The 592-nt window shown below is 41.7% G+C and carries 1 pseudogene; it reads right to left on the bottom strand.

Annotated features, from left to right (window positions below):
- Nucleotides 1–592 (bottom strand): annotated as a pseudogene (locus C9E89_RS23640) (host specificity factor TipJ family phage tail protein); the annotation flags it as partial.

The following is a 592-nucleotide window of genomic DNA, read 5'->3' on the forward strand; positions in this document are numbered from 1 at the left end:
CGCATCCAACACTTGTCCTGTGATTGAATCGGAAATTGCTACAGCCATTGGTGTGTCAGTAAAAGTCCGTCCATTCTTGTAAATTGGTGTACCTGTAATATCGGTAAAAGGGTCATAAACAGAAATTGAAGTACCTGGTATATCACTCACTTCAGTTTCCGCATCTTTCATGTTATGGATCTGATAATAGCCACGACCTATGCATAATAATGAGCGCTCTACTTCCACACCTTTTTCATTATAAAACGTATAAGTCACAGAAATTAAATCAGGATATGAAAGTAAAGTGCCGTAAATATCGGGTATACGCCCATTTAAGCGGATTTGGTTTTGTCGTGAAGCAAGGTCGTTATTGGGTGATTGTGGCGACTGATTCTGCGGCTTCGGCATCGTCATGTATGTGTAGATGCTGAATGCGGCAGTGATAGCCATCACTGCATATAAAATAATATCATCCCACCCCATAACACCAGAGCGAATCACAACATAGAACTCGCCATCTAATGCCTGTAGATTTCTAAATCCTCGCTCATCGATCGGTGTTACATCATTCTGCTGTGCAACTGAACCGTGATAAATCCGAGTGAACTCG

The sequence above is a fragment of the Acinetobacter sichuanensis genome, assembly GCF_003024515.2.
In the GTDB taxonomy this organism is placed as follows: Bacteria; Pseudomonadota; Gammaproteobacteria; order Pseudomonadales; family Moraxellaceae; genus Acinetobacter; species Acinetobacter sichuanensis.